The 19,893-nt window shown below is 45.2% G+C and carries 14 protein-coding genes; 9 read left to right on the top strand and 5 right to left on the bottom strand.

Annotated elements, in window-relative coordinates:
* Positions 1-24 precede the first annotated feature (24 nt).
* Positions 25-1,371, top strand: a complete 1,347-nt coding sequence (locus tag PN462_RS16725; RefSeq protein WP_272129960.1) for an MATE family efflux transporter — start codon at positions 25-27, stop codon at positions 1,369-1,371.
* A gap of 407 nt (positions 1,372-1,778) precedes the next feature.
* On the opposite strand, the gene PN462_RS16720 is transcribed toward PN462_RS16725, so the two are convergent.
* Positions 1,779-3,389: a 2-isopropylmalate synthase gene (locus PN462_RS16720; protein ID WP_272129959.1), complete on the bottom strand. Its 1,611-nt coding sequence runs from the start codon at positions 3,387-3,389 to the stop codon at positions 1,779-1,781.
* A 756-nt stretch (positions 3,390-4,145) separates the two neighbouring features.
* Between PN462_RS16720 and PN462_RS16715 the strand changes: the two genes are divergently transcribed.
* Positions 4,146-6,056 carry a serine/threonine protein kinase gene (locus PN462_RS16715; RefSeq protein WP_272129958.1) on the top strand — a complete coding sequence of 637 codons (1,911 nt, stop codon included), beginning with the start codon at positions 4,146-4,148 and terminating at the stop codon, positions 6,054-6,056.
* A gap of 89 nt (positions 6,057-6,145) precedes the next feature.
* On the opposite strand, the gene argB is transcribed toward PN462_RS16715, so the two are convergent.
* Positions 6,146-7,069, bottom strand: coding sequence for an acetylglutamate kinase (gene argB / locus PN462_RS16710; protein ID WP_272129957.1), 924 nt, complete (start codon positions 7,067-7,069; stop codon positions 6,146-6,148).
* Positions 7,070-7,221: 152 nt separating this feature from the next.
* Here argB and PN462_RS16705 point away from each other — a divergent pair, with 152 nt between their 5' ends.
* The gene (locus tag PN462_RS16705; RefSeq protein ID WP_272129956.1) at positions 7,222-8,220 is read left to right on the top strand and encodes an endonuclease/exonuclease/phosphatase family protein; all 999 of its coding nucleotides are present in this window, start codon (positions 7,222-7,224) and stop codon (positions 8,218-8,220) included.
* A gap of 258 nt (positions 8,221-8,478) precedes the next feature.
* On the opposite strand, the gene PN462_RS16700 is transcribed toward PN462_RS16705, so the two are convergent.
* The 3 genes from PN462_RS16700 to PN462_RS16690 are packed head-to-tail and all read right to left on the bottom strand — an operon-like array spanning position 8,479 to position 11,205.
* Positions 8,479-9,390 carry a Bpu10I family restriction endonuclease gene (locus tag PN462_RS16700; RefSeq protein ID WP_272129955.1) on the bottom strand — a complete coding sequence of 304 codons (912 nt, stop codon included), beginning with the start codon at positions 9,388-9,390 and terminating at the stop codon, positions 8,479-8,481.
* A 22-nt stretch (positions 9,391-9,412) separates the two neighbouring features.
* Positions 9,413-10,618, bottom strand: a complete 1,206-nt coding sequence (locus PN462_RS16695) for a DNA methyltransferase (RefSeq protein ID WP_272129954.1) — start codon at positions 10,616-10,618, stop codon at positions 9,413-9,415.
* Between the two features lie 44 nt (positions 10,619-10,662).
* Positions 10,663-11,205, bottom strand: coding sequence for a shikimate kinase (locus PN462_RS16690; RefSeq protein ID WP_272129953.1), 543 nt, complete (start codon positions 11,203-11,205; stop codon positions 10,663-10,665).
* Positions 11,206-11,288: 83 nt separating this feature from the next.
* Here PN462_RS16690 and PN462_RS16685 point away from each other — a divergent pair, with 83 nt between their 5' ends.
* The 6 genes from PN462_RS16685 to PN462_RS16660 form a co-directional block, all read left to right on the top strand.
* Positions 11,289-11,579, top strand: coding sequence for a hypothetical protein (locus PN462_RS16685; protein ID WP_272129952.1), 291 nt, complete (start codon positions 11,289-11,291; stop codon positions 11,577-11,579).
* A gap of 3 nt (positions 11,580-11,582) precedes the next feature.
* Positions 11,583-12,425, top strand: coding sequence for a dual specificity protein phosphatase family protein (locus tag PN462_RS16680; RefSeq protein WP_272129951.1), 843 nt, complete (start codon positions 11,583-11,585; stop codon positions 12,423-12,425).
* Between the two features lie 72 nt (positions 12,426-12,497).
* The gene (locus tag PN462_RS16675) at positions 12,498-14,762 is read left to right on the top strand and encodes an SLC26A/SulP transporter family protein (RefSeq protein ID WP_272129950.1); all 2,265 of its coding nucleotides are present in this window, start codon (positions 12,498-12,500) and stop codon (positions 14,760-14,762) included.
* Positions 14,763-14,982: 220 nt separating this feature from the next.
* Positions 14,983-15,909, top strand: coding sequence for a hypothetical protein (locus PN462_RS16670; protein ID WP_272129949.1), 927 nt, complete (start codon positions 14,983-14,985; stop codon positions 15,907-15,909).
* Positions 15,910-16,411: 502 nt separating this feature from the next.
* Positions 16,412-17,020 (top strand): hypothetical protein, encoded by a 609-nt coding sequence (locus PN462_RS16665; protein ID WP_272129948.1) that lies wholly within the window; start codon positions 16,412-16,414, stop codon positions 17,018-17,020.
* Positions 17,021-17,518: 498 nt separating this feature from the next.
* Positions 17,519-19,893, top strand: a 2,375-nt coding sequence (locus tag PN462_RS16660; protein WP_272129947.1) for a two-partner secretion domain-containing protein, incomplete at its 3' end; no start/stop codon positions are given.

The raw sequence follows: 19,893 nt of genomic DNA, 5'->3' as shown, positions 1-19,893 counted from the left end.
TGTAGGTTCATTTTTTTGGGAATTATGTCGATTTTCTCCTCTTTTTGGTCAGAAGCCAAACCCTGTTTAAAATTAGCCCTCCCCCTTGCTGCGGCCCAACTCTCCGAGGGGGCTATTAATTGGATTGATACGATTATGATGGGGTGGTTAGGGAGTCAAACCTTGGCCGCTGGGGCGTTAGGGACGGGGACGTTTCTTGCTTGTAACTTAGTGGGGACGGGGTTAATGGCGGCGGTGGGGTCTTTTGCTGCGATCGCATTTGGGGCAGGCCGACAGTCTCAACTCTATCAAACCACATCGGCGGGTTTATGGCTCACCGTGGGGTTTTCTCTCCCCATCATGGTGTTATTGGGGAATATGTCCCCTCTCCTACTCCAGTTAGGACAAGCAGAAACTAATGTGATTTTGGCACAATCTTATTTTAACGCTATTCTTTGGGGGTTTCCGGCAGCGATTGGCTTTACTATGCTGAAAAATATCACCTCGGCGGTCAATCAACCCCGGATTATTATGTTAACTATGGTGGGGGGCATTTTGATTAATGTTGTGGGCAATTATGTGTTAATGTTCGGCAAATTCGGCTTTCCCCGGTTGGAGTTAGCGGGACTCGGTTGGGCGAGTACCTTGGCCTTTTGGGTGAAGTTTTTAATTGTGTTGTTTTTTATTCAATTTAGCCCTAAGTTTAAGCCCTATCACCTTTTAAAACGCTGGTATATTCCCCCCTTGCACACTTTACGAGAGTTATTAAAAGTGGGGATTCCCAGTGCCGTTATTTTCGGTGTTGAAACGGGACTTTTTACCTGTACCACTTACATTATGGGAACGTTGGGGACGGTTGCCCTTGCTGCCCATTTAATCGCCCTACAAACCGCCGCAACAACGTTTATGATTCCCGTGGGAATTGCCTATGCAACGACTATGCGAGTAGGTCACAGGTGGGGGGAAAGGGATGGGTTGGGAGTCCGACGGGCTGGTTTTACAGGGATTGTGTTAGGGGCTATGTTTATGGGTTGTATGTCTATTTTATTTTTATCTTTTCCTCGGTCGATTGTAGGGTTATATTTAGATTTAAATGATCCAGAGAATCAAGCGGTGATTGACAGTGCGATTATCTTTCTGAAAATTGCCGGACTGTTTCAATTAGTCGATGGAATTCAAGTGATTGCCAATGGTGCATTACGAGGTTTAAAAGATACTAAAATGCCGCTTATTATTGGCTTAATTGCTTATTGGGTCATTGGTTTAGGCAGTGGTTATAGTTTAGGTATTCTTGGGCAGTTTGGTGGGATAGGATTATGGTGGGGTTTAGTGTTAGGACTAATGACAGCGGCCTTCGCGTTTACATTACGCTTTCATCAGCAAACCCAGTAGGGTTAACCTCTAGTAGGCGATTTATATGAAATCCGGATGATTATGCTTAATAAAAAATAGGGAGCGAGACGCTCCCACTCCTGAATCGTATCATCTTTGGAGTGTGGGCATCTTGCCCACTATTGATAGTGATTAACCGGATGTCATATTACTCGACTTTTTTTGACATTAGGCCACAAAGCCCTACTTATACCCCTCCTGGAGTTTTCTGGCCCGTGCCGGATGAACAAGTTTCAAAGGGGTTGGATTTTGGTCAATGAGAAATGGGTAATTGCAGATGATTGTAAGGGCTTCTTCAGCCACTCAGTTAAACTGTAAGGTTTGCCTCGACAAACTTCAAAGGGCTTTTTACGTCCCTCCACAATTTCACGATTCCAGTGCATTAGCACCAAATCATCTGCGTATGTTTACTGTTTCCCCGCCACCGTTTGCGGATGGAGAGGTTTTTCCTCTTGCTGTAATGCCCCATAAAGACGGTTTAACGCACTGATATAAGCCCGGGCCGAGGCAACAATAATATCTGTATTGGCTGCATGGCCAGAATAGACTCGCATTTGATGGCGTAAACGAATGGTGACTTCTCCCATGGCATCAATGCCTTCTGTCACCGACTTCACGGAATATTCGATTAATTCATTGGGGATATTCACCACCCGGTTAATGGCTTTATAGACTGCATCCACTGGCCCGGTTCCAATGGCTGCATCGGTTAACTCCTCCCCGTCGGGAGTCCGTAGGGTGACAGTGGCGGTGGGACGGGCATTGTCCCCACAGGAGACTTGCACTAATTCTAAATGGAATAATTCGGGGACTTGTTGAATTTCGTCGTTAACAATGGCTTCTAAATCGAGGTCACTGACGACTTTTTTCTTATCGGCTACTTCTTTAAAGCGCAGGAAGGCTTTATTTAACTCGGTTTCGTTTAATTCATAGCCGAGTTTTTGCAAGCGATCGCGGAACGCATGACGGCCCGAATGCTTCCCTAAGACAATCTCATTCTTACTCAAGCCAATGGAGGAGGCATCCATAATCTCGTAGGTTAACCGATTTTTCAGCACTCCATCCTGGTGAATCCCCGACTCGTGGGCAAAGGCATTCACCCCAACAATGGCTTTATTGGGTTGCACCGACATCCCCGTTAGATTAGACACCAACCGAGAGGTTTTGTAAATCTGCGTGGTGTCAATATTGGTTAACGGTTCAATGGATTCTGGGTCACGGCCTAAGAAGGGGTTATAGTATTGACGACGGACATAGAGGGCCATCACCAATTCTTCTAAGGCAGCATTCCCGGCCCGTTCCCCAATGCCATTAATGGTACATTCAAGCTGTCTCGCGCCATTCTTCACCGCTTCGAGGAAGTTGGCCACTGCTAACCCTAAATCATTATGACCGTGGACTGAAATAATGGCGTTATCAATATTAGGGACATTTTCTTTAATGCCGCGAATTAATGCCCCAAACTCGTAAGGCGTGGTATAACCCACTGTATCGGGAATATTAACCGTAGTTGCCCCGGCTGCGATCGCCGCTTCTAATACCTCATACAAAAATTCTGGGTCACTCCGGGCCGCATCCTCCGGAGAAAACTCCACATTCTCAGTAAAGGTCTTCCCATAGCCCACCATTTCCGGCACAATGGCTAAGACATCCTTGCGGCTCTTTTTCAACTTATATTCCAAGTGAATATCAGAAGTCGCAATAAAAGTATGAATGCGGCCACTGGCAGCAGGTTTAATGGCTTCTCCGGCCTGTTTAATATCTTCTTTCATCGCCCGGGCCAAAGCGCAAATCGTCGGCCCGCCTTCTATACCTACAACCTCTGCAATTTGTTGGACTGCCTGAAAATCACCTTGACTCGCTCTGGGAAAGCCCGCTTCAATGACATCAACCCCAAGTCGTGCCAGTGAACGCGCAATGGTTAGTTTCTCATCGGCATTAAGCGTTGCACCCGGCGACTGTTCGCCATCTCGGAGGGTTGTATCAAAGATTATAATACGGTCTTTCTCGGTACTCATGGCAGTTTGGTGCTATGAATCAGGTTTACTGAGTCTAGATTGACGACTCCCTTCCAATACAAATGAGGGATTCTTCAGACCATCCTCAAGGATGCTTTGAACTCTCTACGGATTAAAATCGCACTGATTAAAATCGCACTGATTAAAATCGCGTGGATTCCAATCGAAACAACTCAATGGATTAAAATCACATTTCGTTATTAGAAAGGCGCGTATAACAGTATATCATTAATCTCTGCTTCGTTCAATGTTGCCGGGACTGACGCGACTAATTCTTTCTGAGAAGATGGATAAAGAGACACCCAGAGATAACTGGACGTTTTGTTGACGATATATCATGTCCCTATAACATAGATTTCGTTAGATGTCTAGTTTTTTCTATAGAATTCGACTTAAAAATTGCGATACTCCCCATGGGCTAAGGCAAACTCGGTGGCCTGCAAGGTTCTGCCGGAAAAATCCCGACCGGTTAAGTCTCCCCCTGTAAAAGAGAGTGGGGGGTCATACTATTTACTGGCTTGGGCAAGGGTGGAAGCGGGAAATAGGAAAACCGCTAAGATCAAGGAGATTACAGCTAAAAGAATGGATTTCATGATTTAGGAAAACAGTACAATAATTACAGCTTTAAAAAGATAATTATGTTATAATAATAATTTACCTTTTTATTAACTAACAAGTTCCCCAAATCCTCTAACCTTGTGTCAAGATTGAGGTTGGAAAAAATCAGAATGTGGTGTGCAACAGGCTGCAAAACTCATGCAAGGAAAGCTACTAGACGGGCGTTATCGTGTGTTACGAGTATTAGGTGCGGGTGGGTTTGGTCAAACCTACTTAGCTCAGGATACCCGCAGACCCGGACATCCTCAATGTGTGGTTAAACAACTCAAGCCTGTCAGTCAGGACCGGGATGTGCTATCGACGGCCCGACGACTGTTTCAACGGGAAGCGGAAACATTGGAACGACTGGGGACCCATGAGCAGATTCCCCGCTTATTGGCTTATTTTGAAGAAGACCAGGAGTTTTATCTGGTTCAAGATTATATTGCAGGTCATAGCCTGACGGAGGATTTGCAAGAGGGGCAACCGTGGGATGAGAATGCGGTGGTGGGCTTTTTGGTGGAATTGTTGCCTGTGTTAGCGTTTTTCCATTCCCAGGGGGCGATTCATCGGGATATTAAACCGGATAATATCTTGCGTCGTCATCGGGATGGCCGTTTGATTTTGATTGATTTTGGGGCGGTGAAGCAAATTCAATTGCCGAGTACCTTTGTGGGCCAGGCCCCGACGACACAAACCATTGCTATTGGGACACCGGGGTATATGTCCAGTGAACAGGCAAGGGGCAAACCCCATTTTAGTAGTGATATTTATGGGTTGGGGGTTATTGCGCTACAAGCCTTAACGGGGGTGCGTCCCCATAATTTTAAGTATGATGCCCAGACGGGGGAAATTGATTGGCAACAGAGTTGTTGTTCTCCGGCCTTGGCGGCGGTGTTAAATCGGATGGTGGCTTATCATTTCCGCGATCGCTACCAATCGGCCCAAGAGGTCTATAATGTCCTCACCCAAGTGCAGCCTAAGCCCTCCAAAACGAAACTTCCCCCGGTTCAGTCTCCCCCTCCGGCGGCGGCCTCGGCGGCTTCTGCTGCGCCTCCTCCGCCCTCTACACCTCCTCCGGCTGCCCCTCCTACCCCTAGCTATGCGGCGACGACTCCCGCCTCTCCCTCGCCTCAAAAACCAGCGTCTCCTGCACCTAAACCAGCGATCGCGTCTTCCAGTAAGTCTCCGAATTTGACGCTCTTGTTACTGGGGTCTATTTTAGTGGTGATTTTTTCTGTGGTGTTTGGGGCGGCGGTGGCCTTAAATAATTTAACGAAATTACGGACGGGTCAAACGCCTACGACTGGGGGAGGAGAGTCTTCTTTTGCCTTAGGGGGAGGCAAGAAGTCGGGGAACAATACTTGTATTGTGATGGCGGACAATGGGTTAAATGTGCGGGCTACCCCAGACGGGGAAAAAGTGGGGGGAGTGGCCGCCACCACTGAATTGACGGTGACGGGGAATAAACAGGGGAAATGGCTGGAAATTAGTTCTCCGGTTCAAGGATGGGTCTATGGCGATCGCCGCTATGTTCAATGTACCTCCTCCTCGTTTATTGAAACCAATAATTCCCCCTCTCCCAGTCCTCCCTCCCCTACTCCAGTGGCAGATCATGGGAAAGATTTACTAGCCACAGCCCGAGAACAGTTGGAAAGTGGGAAAATTCAAGATGCGATCGCGCAACTCAGCGACATCCCCAGCAATAGCCAAGTCTATCGAGATGCCCAAACCCTCCTCACCCAATGGTCGAGAATCCAAGAACGCTATAAAGCCATGGAGGAAGCCATAGGCGAGCAACGCTGGGATGATATCCTAGCCGATATTAACACCAACGGTTATCCCGATAGTTCCTATTGGAAAGAACAATTTAAGGAATTAGTCCAACGGGCTAGACAGCAAAAACTCGAAGCCGAAAATGAAACCCAACCCCCGTTTAATGAGGACATGAATGCTACTCCGAGTCCTGAGAGTGAGGCCGAGTCAGAGGGCAATTTACAATCCCTCGATAAACCCCCCAAACCCGACTTTTCTACCCCCGTGGTAGAAGTGGAAGTCCTAGAATGGTAAGATAATGCGCCTTGGATGTCACTATTAACAGCCAACATCTCCAAGGAAATGTTGGCCTCATCTAAGTTAATTCTCTTTGGGACACTCCCTCATAATTTAGTCGCCTTCACCACAGTCGAATCCGTTAAATACTCCGACGCGACAATCATCGAACCAATGCCCGAATCCGTGAGAATCTCTAGGAGGAGGGCGTGGGGGACGCGGCCATCGAGAATATGGGCGGCCCGGACTCCTTGGGCAAGCGATCGCACGCAACATTGTACCTTGGGAATCATCCCCCCACCGACTACCCCTTGAGCAATTAAATCCCGGGCCTCTTGAATACTCACCTTGGGAATAAGCGTCGAAGGGTCTTTATAATCCTCTAAAATTCCGGCAGTATCAGTGAGTAATACTAACTTCTCCGCTTGTAAAGCCGCCGCAATTTCCCCGGCCACGGTATCTGCATTAATATTATGGGCTTGTCCCGACTCATCCGCCGCCACACTAGAAATCACAGGCACATAGCCATCTCGCACCAAAGACCGAATTAACCCGGTGTCGGTACTACTCACCTCCCCCACAAAACCCACTCCATCTTGCCCCACATGACGGGCTTTGACAATATCGCCATCTTTCCCACAGAGTCCCACAGCGGACCCACCGGCCCGGTTGATCAAGGAGACTAATTCTTTATTCACCCGGCCCACTAACACCATCTCCACCACATCCATGGTATCGGCATCTGTGACCCGTAACCCGTCTTTAAACTGAGGTTCAATGCCCAATTTTTCCAACCAAGTATTAATCTCCGGGCCGCCCCCGTGAACGACCACAGGACGCACTCCAACACAGGAGAGAAACACCACATCTCGGACGACTTTATCTTTCAAGTTTTCATCCTTCATGGCCGCCCCCCCATACTTAATCACCACAGTCCGTCCTGCAAAGGCTTGAATATAGGGTAAGGCTTCACTGAGAACCCGGACGCGGGTGGCTTCGTCTTGTTTATAATATTCGCTCTCGCTACTCATAAGGTTTTGGTGATTCATCATGGATTATTTCGGATATAAGTAAATGAGAGGAGGGGGACAGGATTCAGACAAATTTTATACGGTTATGGGGATTAACGGGGAAGGCGGGGGGTTGCTAGGTAGAATGGGGAAAGCAAACAGGAGAACGGGTTATGAAGCGTTGGGGGATCATTCTCGGCAGTCTAGGGGCAGTTCCGATACTGGCTCTGATTTTATTCTATTTTTGGGCAAGTTCGGGGCGTTATCCCCAAGAGACGGAACTCGTCACCTATGATACTTCAACGCCGCCAGAGAAGGCAGACGGGGTTTATAGGGTGGTGACGTACAATATTGGTTATTTGTCTGGGTTAACGAATAATGTAGCTGTGGAACGGAGTGAAAGTCTGTTTCAGGAGAATCAACAAACGGCTATTGAGGGGTTAAAAGAGCTTGAACCGGATATTATTGCCTTACAGGAGGTTGATCTGGCTTCTCGCCGTTCTTTTCGGGTGAATCAAGTGGCGGAGGTAGCGAAGGGGGTAGGATTGGAGTATGGCGCGATCGCAGTTAACTGGGATAAAAACTACGTCCCCTTCCCCTATCTCCCGCTTTCAGCCCATTTTGGCCGCATCCTCTCCGCCCAAGCAGTGGTCAGTCATCACCCCATCCAAAACCAACAACGCATTGTATTAGAAGAAGTGGAGAATAAGCCCTTTTTCTACAAAGCCTTTTATATCGACCGTTTAGCCCAAATTACTGAAATTACCATTAATAACCGTCCCCTCACCCTCATCAACGTCCATTTAGAAGCCTTCGAGGAAAATACCCGTCGCCAACAAACAGAATTTTTACAAGAATTGCTCTCTCGTTACCTAGATCAAACCCCAGTCATTTTATTAGGCGATTTTAACAGTGGTTTAGTAGGAACAGAAGAAAACGACCCAACAATTAAGTTACTCTTAGATCATCCCCAACTCCAACCCGCCATCCCCGAAAAAGCGCAAACCAATGCAAAACAATTCACCTTTCCCTCCGATGACCCTGTGGCAAAATTAGATTATATTTTCTACACCCCCGACTCCATTAAATTACGAGAAGCGAGAGTCGTAGAAGCCGCCAAACAAGCCTCCGATCATCTCCCCGTGATGATGGAATGGGAATTTCTTCCGTAATTGGATAGAAAAATAGACTTGTTTTTTGTCTAAAAATGATCCCAATGAAGGATTTAGGGGATGATTTAATTATTCATCAACAAGGCGATAATTTTTCCGATGATCCTCAACCGTTAGGAGGGGGAGGGCCCCGTTCTGCTTGCGGCATTATTGAATAATGGCTATAGTTAACTCCCATCTGGGGGTTAACTGCACAGCAAGACGATATCTCGATTTATTCTGGTGTTTTGGGTTGCTGACGTTGAGCAATTAAGCTAACTAAAAATATCCTTGGTTTAACACTTTATTAGTCGATGGATTAGTCTCATCAATTAAGGTTTGAATTTTGTCAATCATCCTCTGAAAAACATCTGCATAATACTGTGAAGACTCCAAAAAATTAATGTATTCTTGTCGATGCGCTTGCCTACTTTCAGGGGTTCGATACTCTTGTCGCAGATGAGAAGACATCCGTTTAGCTTTGCGAACAATTAAAACATCATCAATGTGAGTTGATGTAATAGAAACCGGAGTCATGTCCAAAAACTCACAAATCAGAAAATAGAGTGAACTGGGAACTGCCATTTTTAAGTCTCGACTGGTTGCAACTGCTTCTTGAAACATAGTTTTATCAAGATTGGTTTTACATTCTGCACACACATACCCTAGATGAGATTCCAATAATTTAGATTCTTGAAAATCGGAGTCAAAGGATGATTGTAAATACAGCTTTTTGCCGAGTATAAAATCCTGATCTTTTGTCCGGATATGCGGATAACCTCCTTTCCCCATATCTCCTAGAGAGGATAAAAAGCTTAATCCTGAAAAAGTTTTTCTTGGTCCCAGTTCAAAAGAATCATCAATTCCGCGTAAACTCCGCAAAATGACTTGGGGTAAAAATTCTTCTAATATTGTATTATCCAGTTTTAACTGCCCTTTCTGACGATATAAAAAGTTATTTGGACTATCAAAAATCAAGTTAAGCTCAATAAAACGCTTGTATTTATTGGTAGCAGCAACTAATTGTTCTACTGTATCTTGTGTTCCCTGTTCAATTGACTCTAATTCATCAATCCAAGTATGATACTGGTTAATTGCTTCTTCAAGTCTTTCTCGATCATTTTCTGGTAATCGACGATTATTAAGACAAGCAATTAATTTAGTATAATGGGGACGAGATAATTCTGGCATAGATAGGGATTCAATTTAATTATTATATTTGTACTAATTCGCTAGATCGCAACAAGGAAACATTTTCTAATAATGGTGTATTATGAATGTGATGTAGATTATCCAGTGCATTTGCTAACAATATATAATTTTTACTAGAAACTAGACTAAAATTACTGGACAAAACTTCAAATGCGACTTCTTGAGCAATTTTTAGAACTTCATGTTTAGTTTGATTATTCTTTAAATTAACTAGATTAATAATATCTTCTCTAATTATTTTACCAAACCGATTTTTAAATCTTCTTTGTTGTTTTAATGCTAGACTAAAAAGATTGGCTTTAATCCCAATTTTTTCAATAATATCAGCATTATAGAACGGGACTCCCAAAACTTGAGACTGATAACCAACAATGAATACCAGTCGAGCATTCTGTTTCGTGACTCTTGATAATTCCCAGAGTGTATGAGCTATATCTAGGCAATATTGTACAACGGTATAAAAACGATTTTTTCGATTTGCGCGGTTAGACCCAATTTCGGATTTGGCAATTTTGAGTAAATTCCATCCTAAAAGTTCAGCCGATGTGCGATAATTTTGGTGATAGTTAAAGACATTAATATAAGGGGGAGAGGTGATTACAAAATCAATTTCATTATCCTGTAAAGGGAGACAGCGAGCATCTGATAAACCAACCTGTATGGGGTACTCTGAGTACGGTAAAGTCTCAATTTTTTGAGCAAGATTAGCTAGTTGAGTTTGAATAAAATTATTCGTAATTTTATGATTAGCGATATCTAAAAGAATAACTAACGAATCAATAATTAACTGAATTTCTGGTGAAAAACTACTTCTTATTGTTTGAATTTTATCCGCTAAATTAGACACTGGGGAATCAGGATCAATTAAAATTTGTAATGGAAATTTTTGCTCAATAATAGATCTCACTTGTTTAAGAATTTCTTGAGAATTATCATAATTAATAAATTCATAAATTTTGCTCAAACTATAGGCGGCTGGATTAATTTCAAATCCATAGGCTTGATGGTTGTGGTTTCCCGCTTCTAATAAAACTGTCCCACTTCCGACAAATGGATCAAGAATTACGGAGTCCGGGAGACAATATGCGTCTAATAAAACCTCAATTAGCTGGGGTGAGAACTGACCTCTCCAAGCTAATAAGTTGGTTCTTTTTTTTTCCACAATATCTAATTTTTTTTGGTCAATGGGTCGCTCAAACGCTTTCAATGTCTCCCTTCCTTATGAATGAATCAATTATCAAACAATTGCTTTTACTCAGACTCCTCAGACGGCAAATGTTGTTGCTCTTTGAGAACCGTGGGGATTTTTTGTAGGATAATCTCGGTGATCTCCTCTGGGGTTTGCTCTGCGGTGGGGGTGATGTGTAAGTCTGCTTGTGCGTAACGAGGCCGTCGTTGCTCTAATAAACTGCTCAACTTCTCGGTTAAATCGGTATTCTGTAGGAGAGGACGGGTATTATCTGCCTGTAAGCGTTCCACCAGCACCTCCACGGGGACATCTAACCAGATGACTAACCCTTGTTGTAAGGTTCCCCAATTTATCGGTTTTAGCACAATTCCGCCTCCGGTTGCGATCGCGCTTCTCGTGCAAGCAGACACCTGTTGTAAAACTTGCGACTCCAACTCCCGAAAATACGCTTCTCCCTCCGTGGCAAAAATCTCGGTAATGGGTTTCCCGGCCACCCGTTCGATTAACACATCCGTATCAAAAAAACGATACCCTAATCGGTGCGCTAAACATTGGCCAACCGTCGTTTTCCCTGCTCCCATCATCCCGACGAGAAAGACACTCATTCCTTGTAACAAGTTTTTTCCCCTTGAACTCTTAATGCCTAATCAATTATCAAGGATGGGAGGTCATAAGAAAAGAGTCTCCCATGAGAGGAATCATCATCATTGTAACGGTATTACTCCTATTCGCCTTTACCCCTCCCGCAAAGGCCGCCATCTGTCGTACAGTAGGAGAACACCACATCTGCCTGTTGGACATTCAACGCAGTGCTAAATATTATTGGCAATATTGGGTCATTGCACAGGTGGACGGGGAGAAACAACCCAAAGCAGTGTATAACTGTCGGACTTCCCGTCGGACTACCTCCACCGGAAAAACTGTTCCCTTTGCGGAGAATGGGGTGGGTGAACTGGTGTGTCGTTTAGCGCATCGATAAACTATGATACTCTATTCTCAGTCTGGACAAAATTCACACACCATCGCCACCATCGAGCAACTTTCCCCCAATTTAGATCATTATTGTTTCTTTTATATGCTGGAAACCTTCGGTGCGATCGTTCATTTAACCAGTGACTATCCTCCCTCCCAGTTACAGGTGCAACTCTGGACCAATGCACTGAACAAATATAACAGTGAAGGGGACTGGCATGGCATTGATCTCCCCTATCAAGGCCAAAATAGCCAAGGCCATTATAAATTCTCCGGTTCATTCATGCCCACCAGCGTAGGAGACTACGAGTTTACCTATCGGGTGAGAGTCCGAGACGATGGAGAATGGCAATGGGTAGGGGGATTGGGAGACAATGGGAATTTGCGGGTTGAACCTCCCTCAGAGGAGAGGAGTTGGACCCAAGGTGCCAGTTTTGCAGAAGTTTTTCCCCATGTCTATGTCGGGAACTTTATTGCTGCGTCTAATGCAGCAGAGTGGGAGTTTGATGCGGTGTTGAATTTAGCGGAAGAATTAACCTTAACAATACCCGAAGATCGGGACATTGCTTATCAAAAAATGCCGTTACGAGATGGGGCCCAGAATTCCATCCCCGATGAAGTCCTCTTAGACGCAGTGCAATGGATTGATGAACAACTACAAACCGGGAAAGAGAAAATATTACTCCATTGTCGGGCCGGAATTGGCCGTAGTGGGTCCGTGGGGTTAGCGTACTATTTTGCCAAACATCCTGATCAGGATTACAACCAATGTTTAGAGGCCGTTTGGGATCAAAAACCGGATATTTACCCCCACCGTCACTTAAAAGAGAGTCTCTTGCGGTTATTTCGGTAACAGTTCCGGTGGCCAGAATCCGGCACTGTACCCTAAGATCAGCATTAACTGGCTTATTGAGCAAATTTTAAGATGACCCAAGACGCAACCTTTGAAGAAGAAAAGCAGTCCCAAGGACTATCCCCGTTGTGGGAGATGTTTCAACCCCAGTTATTTATTCCCAGTTTAACCGCAGGACTGGTGACGGGGATTATTGGAGTAATTCGGGCCATTTCCTACGCGGCCCTAATTTTTTCGGGACTGTTATCAACGCATCTCTCAACGGGGGTGGGGATGACGGTGTTTAGTACAGGAATTATTACTGCGGTGGTTGCGTTGTTGAGTGCGTTACCCGGGATGATTGCCACCCCATTGGCGGCCCCGACTGCTATTCTAGCGATTATGGCCGGGGATATTGCCCAGGAAATGAAGGCCGTGGCCCCGACGGATGAGATCCTGATGACGGTGTTGGTGGCCATTGCGGTTGCATCTTTCCTCACTGGGTCTTTTTTATTTACGTTGGGCCGGTTTCAATGGGGAAATGCCATTCGTTTTGTCCCCTACCCGGTGGTGGGGGGGTTTATGGCCGGGACGGGATGGTTACTGGTGGATGGTTTTTTTCAAATTACTTGCGATCTTCCTATTACCTTTGAGACCCTTCCCCAACTCATTGAACCGGATGTTTTTTCCCATTGGGGGGTGGCGTTTCTCTTTACGCTGACGCTGTTATTAGCTGCCCATTTTATTAAACATTATTTTGCTATGCCAGGGACGCTTTTGGCTCTCTCAGGGGTCTTTTATGGGGTAATCTGGGCATTAGATATCCCACTTCAGGAGGCCCGCAACGATGGATGGTTACTCGGTCCGTTTCCCCAAGGGGGACTTTGGCAACCTTTGGGAGTCTCTGGGTTAATGCAGGTGGACTGGACAGTGATTTTGCATCAGTGGGGAAGTATTTTGACGGTGATGTTAATTAGTTTGCTGTCGTTGCTATTAAGTAATAGTGGGATTGAGTTAGTGGTGGGACGGGATATTGATTTAAATCAGGAATTACAAGCGGTGGGAGTGGCTAGTTTTGCTTCTGGGGTGGGGAGTGGTATGGTGGGGAATCAAGCCTTACCGAGTACGTTGTTGGTGAATGAAATTGGGGGGGAAACCCGTTTAACGGGACTTATTGCGGCACTTCCTTGTGTGGCGGTTTTATTGTTGGGGTCGTCGTTTTTAGCCTATTTTCCAAAACCCGTTTTAGGGTGTTTGATTTTATTTTTAGGGATTTCGTTATTAATTCAATGGGTTTATCAGGCATGGTTTAAGTTGCCGTTGATTGATTATTTTATTGTTTGGTTGATTTTAATTACGATTAATGCGGTTGGTTTTTTACAGGGGATTATTATTGGCTTTGTGGTGACGGTGATTGTCTTTATGTATAATTATAGTCATATTGATGTAGCGAAAGAGACTTTATCGGCTAAAGATACCCGGAGTAATGTGGAACGAACGGGGAAAGAACGAAAGAGTTTGAGGGAGTTTGGGGAACGGGTTTTTATTTTAGAGTTGCAGGGTTTTTTGTTTTTTGGGACGGCAAATTATTTGTTACGAAAAGTGCGCGATCGCATCGAAACCCAAACCCTCCCCAAACCCGAATACATCCTCCTCGATTTTCGTCAAGTCACCGGACTCGACTCCTCCGCAGTCCTCAGTTGTAGTAAAATCCTCAAACTAGCCAAAAAACACAACATTACCCTAGTATTTACTAACCTTTCCTCAGACTTTCAACAGCAACTTAAACGAGGAGAAGGACTAGAAATTCCCGACAATGCTTGTTCAATTGATCCCCATCCCACCTGCCAAATTTTCTCCGATATGGACCGAGGATTAGAATGGTGTGAAAAACAACTCTTAACCCCCATAGAAATCCCCAAAATCCCCTTCTCCGCACATCTCACCCAACAATTTTTAAATGCAGAGCAAGTTCCCCCCTTTTTAGAGTACCTAAAACCCCAACAAGTTGCTGCGGATGAAACCGTTTTTAAACAAGGTGCGGCCAGTAATAGTCTCTTTTTTGTCGAGTCTGGCCAGATCAGTGTTTTATTGGACTTAGAAGGAGGAAAAAGTAAACGTCTGCAAACCGTCCGAGAAGGGGGAATATTAGGAGAAATGCGCTTTTATGGTAAACCTCCCCTCTCCACCGCAGTCATCGCAGACAATAACAGTCTCTTACAAGAATTAACACGAGAATCCTTTGAACAAATGAAACAACACCATCCCCAACTGGCCAGTCAATTAGAAGGATACATTATTCGCGTTCTCTGCGACAGTTTAACCCGTCGAGAACAACAGTTACGCATTATTCGGTAAGTTGGTTTTTGGTGAAACTTCTTGAGTCTCTATTACCAATTACCAACTACCCATCACCCATCACCAATTATTAATTCCCCATCATTTAGCCTATACTATAGCGGTGTGCAAATCAGTGAAAGACAATTGCTCCCCCTCTCCCAAGGTGGGAGAGGGGGTTGGGGGGGTGAGGACTGCATTCCACCCAACTGCACACCGCTATAATAGAAATAAAAATAAGATGAACACCAAGATTTTACTCTGCTTAGGGATAACCCTCTTGATCAGTAGTTGTCACCCCACCCGTCAAGGACTCCCCCTCAACCAACAACCCTCCGAAGAAGAAACCCCCCCAGTGTTGTATGTAGAAAACCCCAGTTTTCTCGACAACTCCGAATTGGCCATTATTCCCGTAGGACTTAGTGCAAAATCGAGTAAATTTCGGGGGTATGGGTCGTTTTCTCAGTCCGACAGTGGACTATTTTCCGGGTCACAAATTGACAAAGGAGGATATTCCCTCATTGCTACCAATATTTTATTTTATAATCGACAAACCGAAGCCATTAATCCCCTCCTAGATCAAAAAGCAATTATCAGCCAATTTAACTACTTATATTATCGTAATCTAACCACCGGAAATTCCAGTCTTGAGGCCAGAGAAAAAGACTTTCCTCAACTCTTAATTTACCATTTGATTAATGACGATACCAACCAAGACGAAAAACTAGATCAACAAGATGCGAGTCTCGTTTATTTATCCGACTTTTCCGGGAATAACTTCACACAAATTTCCCCAGATCAGACGCAAGTGAAACAATGGGACTATTTCCCAGACCAAAATATAATATTACTCAACTTGGGGGAAGATCGAAATGAAGACAATAAGTTTGATTCCCCCGAAGATGCAAACAGTGCTTATCTCTACAACTTAGAAGATCAAAGTTTAACCCAATTAAATCCCCCCAATACCGATTTCATCAACTGGAAAATTGATCCAGACTATAATCGTCTCTATCTAAGACTCCGAGAAGACAGTAACGAAGACAATCAATTTGATGAAACCGATACAATAAAATTAGTGAAAATCAATTTAGACAATCTTGAGCAAACTGTTCCCCTAATTGACCAAGAATTATATAATTCACTGCATCAATTAACCTTTGAATAACTCAATGCAGATTGACCCAGAGCAACGTTAGGACTACAGAAAGACCCCCCAAATTGCCGTATCATGAGCATTTCAAGAATTGTCGGGCGTTCGATTGATATATGATGTGGCTGGGGTGTTGCAATAGCGACAGCAGTATGGCACATCGGCAACAGATACCGTTGCTGATCTGACCCTTGCAGGAAATGGGATTGATCTCGAGGACAGTCATGCAGGGAAGGAGGATGAATTTAGTTTGATCCCTGTTGGTGCAATTCCTACCTTGGGTGAGTGGGAAACCTTGATGGGGTGGGGATTGCCGCCTCTCCTGTCTCCCGTAGCACAAGAGTTTTTTTATGAAGTTTTGTAAAACAAGGAGAAAGACTGCATAAAAATTACTCGCTTTTCAATAGATCAATATGGGAGTCTATCGCTACTCTCAGTCCTGTTTTGTAGAGGTCTGGCAAAATTGGTCTTTTTAACTGATCCATTCATGTTGAATTACTCAAGAGGAAACTGAACCATGCCTTGGATGTACGCTGAAACCCTGAATTACCAACAAACTGCCGGATACCAGTTTCAATCATTAACGAGTGGTTACTTGGGGGTGCAAAACTCCAGTACCTCGATTTATAAACCGTTTCTCTGGTGGGAACCGTCTTCGTCTTCTCAGTCTCCGGGATTTTTCTGGTGGGAAAATGACCCCTATTTTTCTTCAGAGCCAGAGAATTTGGAGGAATTAGAAAACTTGGATTTTGTCAAGTTTGAATTGTCCGATGATCCCAGTGAATTTACGTTTTTGGTTATCCCCAATCTGGAGGAAAATCCCTTTAAAACCAAAAATGGCGATTGGGTTTTAAGTGAAAGTTATGATCCTTCTGTGGATATCTCTCTTTTTGATGTGCTACTCAAATCAGATTATGAACGATGTGGGGTTGATTATCAAGATTTAACGGTTAGTGATCTGTCTTCTGATGGGGGGTCATCAATGGTTAATCACAGCATTCAAACCTGTATGAATGACATCGCTGATCCTGATCCTACTGATGTCCCGGAGTCATCTTCTATTCTGTCTTTTTGCTTGTTGGGACTGGTTTTATTTTTGGTGACTTGGAAGCGCAAAGTCGCTTAATTCAGTTCAAAGATTGATTAGATTTGGGATCAACTAAGCAATCATTAGCAGGTGCATCTTTCTTTTACCCTTGCCCGATGTTCTATTTTTTAGTAAAATCCAAGTTAAATGGATTACCTTAATTAAATCAAATTGTCAATGCTTGTAAAAAATAAAGCGTATTGGTCTAAAAATGGAAGTATTCGTAAGTAAGTAATTTACTTTTAACAAGCCTTGGGTTTAAACCCAAGGCTAAGAACTTAAACCCGTTAAAAACAGGTTGAGAGACTAACGAGGGAGGACATTAAATATCTCACTAGGGGGAAAGAAGCTCGCTTGCGAGCTTACTAGGAACGGATTAAGCAGATCGAAAGGCTTACAAGTATTCTAGGGTGTTAGTTAACTCTATCCTCTCTTTGTGTCCTCTGTGTCTGGAGTGATTCAATAATTAGTAGCGATTGCTGGGAAGCACGAACTCACTTAATCTAAGTATAAACCTTGAATTGTGGACTTTTAGAGATGAACTGGCAAACTATTGGACTCCTTTCTCTCTCGCTTTGTCTCCTACCGGGGCCAGTCAAGGCACAGATTGCTCCTGATGAGACGCTGCCTAATAATACAACGGTAATGCCGATTCCTGCACCGTTTCCGGGGGATACGTTTCTTATTGAGGGAGGGACCCAAGCAGGGACTAATTTATTTCACAGTTTTACTCAGTTTTCTGTCCCAACTCAGGGTGCAGCGATTTTTAATAATGCTCCGACTATTGAAAATATTTTTGGGCGAGTCACGGGGGGGTCTTCCTCGCTCATTGATGGTTTGATCCAAGCTAATGGTGCGGCCAATCTCTATCTCCTCAATCCCAATGGTATTCTGTTTGGCCCCAATGGGGCGTTAAATTTAGGGGGGTCTTTTTTTGCTAGTACGGCTAATCGTATTCTGTTTGTGGATGGGACTCAATTTGCAACAAACCCCAAGGAAAGCTCTCCTCTTTTAACGGTGAGTGTGCCGACTGCTCTACAGTTTAGCGGTACACCTGGGGCAATTCGTGTGCAAGGGACGGGACATAATTTTGGTCTGAGTCCAGAGGGCATTTTACTTTCTTCTCCTCCTTTGACGGGGACTGTGCCACCGACTCCGGGGTTACAGGTGGCTGAGGGGGAAACCTTAGCCCTGGTGGGGGGAGAGGTGGTTTTGGCGGGGGGAAATTTGACGGCCAGTGATGGACGGATTGAGGTTGGAAGTGTGGGGGAGAATGCTCAAGTGGGTTTGACGGAGCAGGGGTTAGATTATTCGGAAGTTCAGAGGTTTCAGGAGATTACGCTGACGGAGAGTGCTTCCCTGAATACCAGTGGTCAAGGAGAGGGCCGGATTCACCTTCAGGGGGGACGGGTGATGCTGGAGGAGGGGGCAGTTGTGGTGAATAATAATGTTGGGGCGGAAGCGGGTGGAGGTATTGTGGTGAATGGGTCGGAGTCTCTGACGCTTCAGGGGACGCAGACGGGGGGTGTTTTACCGACTAGCATTTTATCGGAAGCGATTCCTTTGGGGCCTGAGAGTACAGGGACGGGGGGAGATATTGCTTTAAATACGCCGGAGTTAGTGCTTCGAGGGGGCGCACAGGTGTCGTCTTCGACGTTTTCGACTGCCGATGGGGGAGATTTACAGGTGAGTGCGGGGAGGGTGATGATTCAGGGAGCAACACCGACGGGGAATCCAAGTGGTTTGTTTGCTGCGACTGCGGGACCGGGGGATGCGGGTCGGTTGACGGTGGAGATTGATGGGGAGATTGAACCCAATGGGATTATTTTGGCGGATGGGGGGAGAATGGCAACGGAAACGTTTAGTCCGGGTCAAGGGGGGGAGTTAAGTCTGAGTACAACGAGTCTGGAGATTCGCGGTACAACGCCGAATGGTGCGCCAAGTGGTTTGTTTGCAAGGACGGTGGGTTTCGCTCTTGGGGGGAATATTTCCATTGAGGGAGAGGAGGTGAGGGTGGAGGAGAATGGGATTATTTCTACGACTACCCAAGGGGAGGGGCAACCTGGGGGGGATATTATGGTGGATAGCGATCGCGTGGCCTTACAACGCGGAGGACAGATACAAGCTGGAACATTGGGTGCAGGGGATAGTGGAGATTTGATAATTCAGGCCGATACCGTAATTTTAAGGGGAAGGGGCATTGAAAGGAGTGGTCTGTTTAATCAAGTGGATGCAGTCGATGCAACGGGACAAGGCGGAGTGTTAAATGTCGATACTCGACAATTACAGATCGCAGATGGAGCGCAAGTTTCTGCCGGGACGTTTGGCCACGGGGATGGAGGTCAAGTGAATGTTAGAGCTTCAGAGAGTGTTGAAATTACCAGTAGCAGTGAAGCGGGACTGAGTGGCATTTTTACCCAAGTGGATGAGCAAGCAAGGGGTGAGGGGGGAGATATTCGGGTGCAAACTCCTCGTTTAACGGTGCAGTCTGAGAGTACCATTTCTGCGGGAACATTGGGGAGAGGCAATGGAGGAAGTGTGAGGGTGGATGCGTCGGAGTGGGTGGAGATACAAGGGGAGAATGGGGGAGTTTCTGCACGGACGAGAGGGAGTGGAAATGCAGGTGATGTGAGTATTACGACTCCAAGATTAATTATTGGGAGTCAAGGGAGTGCCACGGTAGAAAGTTTGGGGACTGGGGATGCAGGAGATTTGCAGATTAGCAGCGATTACATCGACCTTAACCAAAGCCGCATTACAGGGGAAACGACTTCTGGACAGGGAGGAAGTGTAAGGGTGGATGCGTCGGAGTGGGTGGAGATACAAGGGGAGAATGGGGGAGTTTCTGCACGGACGAGAGGGAGTGGAAATGCAGGTGATGTGAGTATTACGACTCCAAGATTAATTATTGG

The organism is Spirulina sp. CS-785/01 (genome assembly GCF_028330525.1).
Classification (GTDB): Bacteria; Cyanobacteriota; Cyanobacteriia; order Cyanobacteriales; family Spirulinaceae; genus JAQMSD01.
The sequence above is the reverse complement of the archived record's forward strand: the minus strand, read 5'-3'. Positions and strand labels throughout refer to the sequence as shown.

Excerpts from the sequence above, each read along its gene's own strand:
- PN462_RS16675 (WP_272129950.1), top strand. The coding sequence starts at position 12,498 with ATGACCCAAGACGCAACCTTTGAAGAAGAAAAGCAGTCCCAAGGACTA.
- PN462_RS16685 (WP_272129952.1), top strand. The coding sequence starts at position 11,289 with ATGAGAGGAATCATCATCATTGTAACGGTATTACTCCTATTCGCCTTT.
- PN462_RS16720 (WP_272129959.1), bottom strand. The coding sequence starts at position 3,389 with ATGAGTACCGAGAAAGACCGTATTATAATCTTTGATACAACCCTCCGA.
- PN462_RS16715 (WP_272129958.1), top strand. The coding sequence starts at position 4,146 with ATGCAAGGAAAGCTACTAGACGGGCGTTATCGTGTGTTACGAGTATTA.
- PN462_RS16725 (WP_272129960.1), top strand. The coding sequence starts at position 25 with ATGTCGATTTTCTCCTCTTTTTGGTCAGAAGCCAAACCCTGTTTAAAA.
- PN462_RS16680 (WP_272129951.1), top strand. The coding sequence starts at position 11,583 with ATGATACTCTATTCTCAGTCTGGACAAAATTCACACACCATCGCCACC.
- PN462_RS16690 (WP_272129953.1), bottom strand. The coding sequence starts at position 11,205 with ATGAGTGTCTTTCTCGTCGGGATGATGGGAGCAGGGAAAACGACGGTT.
- PN462_RS16705 (WP_272129956.1), top strand. The coding sequence starts at position 7,222 with ATGAAGCGTTGGGGGATCATTCTCGGCAGTCTAGGGGCAGTTCCGATA.
- argB (WP_272129957.1), bottom strand. The coding sequence starts at position 7,069 with ATGAGTAGCGAGAGCGAATATTATAAACAAGACGAAGCCACCCGCGTC.
- PN462_RS16665 (WP_272129948.1), top strand. The coding sequence starts at position 16,412 with ATGCCTTGGATGTACGCTGAAACCCTGAATTACCAACAAACTGCCGGA.
- PN462_RS16670 (WP_272129949.1), top strand. The coding sequence starts at position 14,983 with ATGAACACCAAGATTTTACTCTGCTTAGGGATAACCCTCTTGATCAGT.
- PN462_RS16700 (WP_272129955.1), bottom strand. The coding sequence starts at position 9,390 with ATGCCAGAATTATCTCGTCCCCATTATACTAAATTAATTGCTTGTCTT.